This is a genomic window from Palleronia marisminoris, assembly GCF_900172315.1.
Classification (GTDB): Bacteria; Pseudomonadota; Alphaproteobacteria; order Rhodobacterales; family Rhodobacteraceae; genus Palleronia; species Palleronia marisminoris.
Map to the genome: position 1 here is coordinate 1 of NZ_FWFV01000025.1, position 4,165 is coordinate 4,165.

At 63.0% G+C, this 4,165-nt stretch carries 3 protein-coding genes, 1 tRNA gene and 1 pseudogene; 4 read left to right on the plus strand and 1 reads right to left on the minus strand.

What is annotated here, in order from left to right:
- Positions 1 to 1,572: 1,572 nt before the first annotated feature.
- The 4 genes and pseudogenes from PAM7066_RS18370 to PAM7066_RS19485 all read left to right on the plus strand — a co-directional run bounded on the left by PAM7066_RS18370 (position 1,573) and on the right by PAM7066_RS19485 (position 4,062).
- A complete protein-coding gene (locus tag PAM7066_RS18370) occupies positions 1,573 to 1,776 on the plus strand; it encodes a hypothetical protein (RefSeq protein WP_139838423.1) in 204 nt (67 codons plus the stop codon).
- A gap of 613 nt (positions 1,777 to 2,389) precedes the next feature.
- Positions 2,390 to 3,250 (plus strand): annotated as a pseudogene (locus tag PAM7066_RS19565) (recombinase family protein); the annotation flags it as partial.
- Positions 3,251 to 3,286: 36 nt separating this feature from the next.
- On the plus strand, positions 3,287 to 3,694 hold the full coding sequence (locus tag PAM7066_RS19570) for a recombinase zinc beta ribbon domain-containing protein (protein ID WP_276327463.1): 408 nt from the start codon (positions 3,287 to 3,289) through the stop codon (positions 3,692 to 3,694).
- Entirely contained in the window at positions 3,676 to 4,062 is a 387-nt protein-coding gene (locus PAM7066_RS19485; protein WP_245749767.1) for a hypothetical protein, read from the plus strand. The genes PAM7066_RS19570 and PAM7066_RS19485 overlap by 19 nt, the downstream gene beginning before the upstream one ends.
- Here the strand turns inward: PAM7066_RS19485 and PAM7066_RS18380 are convergent.
- Positions 4,041 to 4,117: transfer RNA gene (locus PAM7066_RS18380), tRNA-Met, on the minus strand. The genes PAM7066_RS19485 and PAM7066_RS18380 overlap by 22 nt on opposite strands.
- Positions 4,118 to 4,165 lie beyond the last annotated feature (48 nt).

A 4,165-nucleotide genomic window follows, 5' to 3' on the forward strand; every position in this document is an offset into this window, starting at 1 on the left:
GAAGGGCGCGAACCAGTTGCCTCTCGTCGTCGAAGGCGTCAAATTCAACGACGGTGTCGCCGAACAGGATGGCACCGAAAGCCGCGCCGCTTGATCAGCCCGCGTCACCCAAAATCGGCCTTAGCTCTATGGACGGCATGATAGATCGGTTGACCGCGCTCGTGCGTGCGCCCGACCGCTTCACTTCCCAAAGGGACCGAAGCCGAGGGGATCGCCGGCAACCGGTCGCCGCAGGAGTTCGCGCAGGACCTACGCATTCGGGTCACTTGTGCCGGGCGGCGAAGCACGATCGTTCCAGTTTCGCCTCCCGGGACGCTGCGTTCTCGGATCGGCCCCGCGCCTATCGCTTGCGACGCGACAGGTTTGAGCTGTGAGGGAATCGCTCGCCCGCACCCGCGACAGGACCGGAACCACGATATCGGTGTCCGCAGGGGCAGGCGCTTCAGATGAAATTGTCGCAATGATCGGGCGCCCAAATGCCTAGAGCGGGGACGCGCGGCGTGAACCGTTCATGAGGTCTGGCCATTGGCAGGGGACCGGGGATCACGAGGATGTCCTGATCGTCGACTTATGCGGCGCTCGCAGCATTCAGCCAGGCGCGAAGTACCCTGCCTATCATGACTTGGCTCGGTCCCCGAAGTGGTATGAACAACATTCCCTCGGCAACGCGTATGTCACTTTAGCTTCCATCATGATCGCTTTTGCCGTCTTCATAACGCCCCTTCGCAATGACCTAGACCGTGCAGCAAGAGTCCGCCTGCGCGGCGCCTCCGGTGGACGTAGCCAGACGCGGCGCCGGACCCTCCATTACCGGTTGTTCAAGTCCCGCAGCATGTTTGGGCGTTCTCGCGACAGGCTGTGGTGAAGCTGTCCCGGGATGGGTGTAGATCTTTCATAACAGTTGGAGCGGATTTCGTTGGTTATTGTACGATCTCCATAACAGCCGGGAACAGGCACGACGACGCTGCTCGCGGGTGTCAGGCACATCGTCTCTCGAAACGCCCTGATCTGGAGCGAACGTGTCGACAGAGACGGCATCGTCGGATTCGGTCCCGCCAGAGCCGGCAGAAGCACTGGCCTGCGATGCCAACCGGGATGTATCGCTGATCCCGAGCGCATGCCCTTCGATCTCGACACCCTGAACGCGACACTGCGCGCCCGAGGGTTCTGGGTCGCTGAACGTAAAACGGGATAGAAGAAGCTGAGATGGTTGATCGAGAGCAACACGGCCTCACCGGATGATGGTATCAGGCTACGCCTGCTCATAGATACGCTGCCCCCCGGCGATCTCGCCACACGGTTCCACGCCCTCGCCCGGCAGGACTCTTATCTGTCGGCGCTGCAGACGCCCCTACTGCCGGCCTGGACGGCACGGCCATCCTGCAAAATCTGACAGTACCCAATGATGACCTTGAGCGCTTCCCCGCTCGCGGCGCACTACCAAGTTCTCCTGAGCCGGGTGCCATCCAGGACCTGCAAGTTCTCCTCGACCTCTTTCGGCATCCCGGGGTGAGCTTGGAGGAACTGGCGCAGAAGCTAGAGGCGACGCTGGAGGAGGTAACGCGGTCGGCCATGCTGATGGCCGATGGGATCACGGCAAGCACATCGCAGCTGACCGCCCTTCAGAGCGAGGTGCATCGGCATGACGCGGAAATCGCGGACGTGCTGGCCTCGGTCCGGTCCCAGCAGGAGGACCCGGGCGCATTGCGAGCGGAGCTTCTCCATCTCTCATATCACCTGGGCCTCGGCCCGGCCCCGACTGCGGGCGACGCCTGATCGCGACCGTGAAGCGGGCTCGGGACCGCGATGCCGCAGCCCGCTTTCGTCCTGACCTTCCCGCCGACACGCTCACGATCCGCTGGTCGGACGGGACGACGGAGATCGTCGATCTCGAAGCTAGCGAACAATCAGCACCGGGGCTGGACATGGACGGACCGTGACGCGCCGCCGAATGCTACAAGTCAAGCCAGAAATCGAAGGTCCGGACCCCGTTTCTGTGGACGACTGGGCCAAAAAACCGTGTTTTCCGGACAGGTTAGAAAAAGGCGATGTCGCCGCTGCATGGTAATCTCGGAGAAACAACATCGCGGCTCATCCACGCCCGCGATCAAAGCTGAGACGTTCGGCCGCGGGCCCCCGCGACTGCACAGGAAGGGTACGACGATGCATTCGATCGCTTTGCAGTTTCATGCAGACGGCCTACCTTTGACGCATCGCGAGGGCCGCTAGAATGGCCATATCTCTGGAGAAGCTCCCCAAACCCCCGCTTGAGCCTGAAGAAGCCCCCCCGAACGCCACCACACCCGGCGCTCGTGGATCTGGTCCGGCTGCTGGCGCGAGATGCTGTGCGCAGGATCCGCAAAGACGAAGGATAAGGTTCATCATGACTATGCCCGGCTCCAGACGCGCCGCGATCTATGCCCGCTATTCCAGCGACATGCAGAGCGTGACCTCGATCGACGACCAGGTGCGTCTCTGTCGCCGGCTCTGCACGGAGCGCGGCTGGAGCGTCGTTGAGGTCTTCTCGGACCAGGCGATCAGCTGAGCCACACACCTTCGGCCCGGTTTCCAGCGCATGCAGGAACTGGCTATGCTGCGCGGGTTCGACGTCCTGGTCGCCGAGGGGCTGGATCGCCTGTCGCGAGACCAGGAACATATCGCCGGCCTGCACAAGCGCATGACGTTCCAAGGCGTCGAGATCGTCACCAAGGCCGAGGGCTCCATCAGCGAGATGCATATCGGCCTTGGCGGGACGATGTCCGCCCTGTTCCTTCGTCAGCTCGCCCAGAAGACACATCGCGGCCTCGAGGGGCGTGTCAGGGCCGGAAAGTCCGCAGGCGGGATCAGCTATGGCTACCGTCTTGACCGCCAGCCCCTGTCGGACGGGACCTTCACCACCGGCGACCGTGCCATTGACGCGAACGAGGCCGCCATCGTCCGCCGCATCTTCATGGAGTACGACACCGGCAAGAGCGCCCGCACCATCGCGGCAGACCTCAACAAGGAAGGTGTCCCGCCGCCACGCGACGGCGCACGTGGCTGGTCCTTCTCAACGATCTCCGGCAACTGGAAGCGCGGCACAGGGATACTCAACAACGAGCTCTACGTGGGCCGCCTGGTCTGGAATCGCCAGCGTTTCGTGACGGATCCGGAGACTGGCAAGCGTCAGGCCCGGCCCAACCCACCGCAGGAGTTGATCGTGGAAGAGGTCCCCCACCTCCGGATCGTCGACGACGCGCTGTGGGATTGGGTGAAGGCACGCCAGACAGGCATCCGCAACGAAATCGTGGCGGCTCGCTCCGAACACCCGACAGCTCCAGCCTCAGAATGCGGCCGCCGCCCCGCATATCTTCTCTCGGGCCTGCTTGAATGCGGCTGCTGCGGCGCCGGATACATCAAGATCAGCGCCACGCGATACGGCTGTTCCGCCGCCCGCAACCGCGGCACCTGCGACAACCGCAGGTCTATCGCCCGAACCGACTTGGAGGCGCGTGTCCTCCACGGCCTCAAGGAGAAGCTCATGCATCCGGAACTTGTCCGAGAGTTCATCGCGGAGTTCCACCGGGAGATGCAGAAGGATCAGACCGACGCGCAGACGACCCGACAGGTAAGCGAGCGCCGCCTCGCAAAGTCCGAACCGCGATCGACCGGTTGCTTACAGCCATCACCGACGGGATGTATCACCCAAGCATGAAGGCGAAGATGGAGGACCTGGAGGCTGAACCGGCCGAACTCGAAGAGACGCTTCACGCGTCTCCCGTGCCAGAGCCGGTCACGCTGCATCCGCGCCTCTCGGACATCTACGCCAACAAGGTGAGCGACCTCGCTTCTGCGCTCAACTCCGAAGGTACGCGAAACGAAGCAGTCGCGATCCTGCGCGGCCTCATCGAGACGATCGTGCTCGATCCGGATCCGGACGCGCCGAATGGCCATCGCATCGCGCTTCGCGGCGAGCTCGGAGCCATTCTTGTGCTGTGCGAGGGGGGGCGTCAGAAACACCGACGCCCACCGGGTGGGCGGGCGGTCGAGGCAAGTAACTTTGGTTGCGGGAGTAGGATTTGAACCTACGACCTTCAGGTTATGAGCCTGACGAGCTACCGGACTGCTCCATCCCGCGGCAATACTTGTCTGGATCGGACGGCCATTCTGGCGCGTTTCATCGACA

Bases quoted from the DNA above. Each gene is read 5' to 3' on its own strand.
- PAM7066_RS18370 (WP_139838423.1), top strand. From the start codon at position 1,573: ATGCTGATGGCCGATGGGATCACGGCAAGCACATCGCAGCTGACCGCC.
- PAM7066_RS19485 (WP_245749767.1), top strand. From the start codon at position 3,676: ATGTATCACCCAAGCATGAAGGCGAAGATGGAGGACCTGGAGGCTGAA.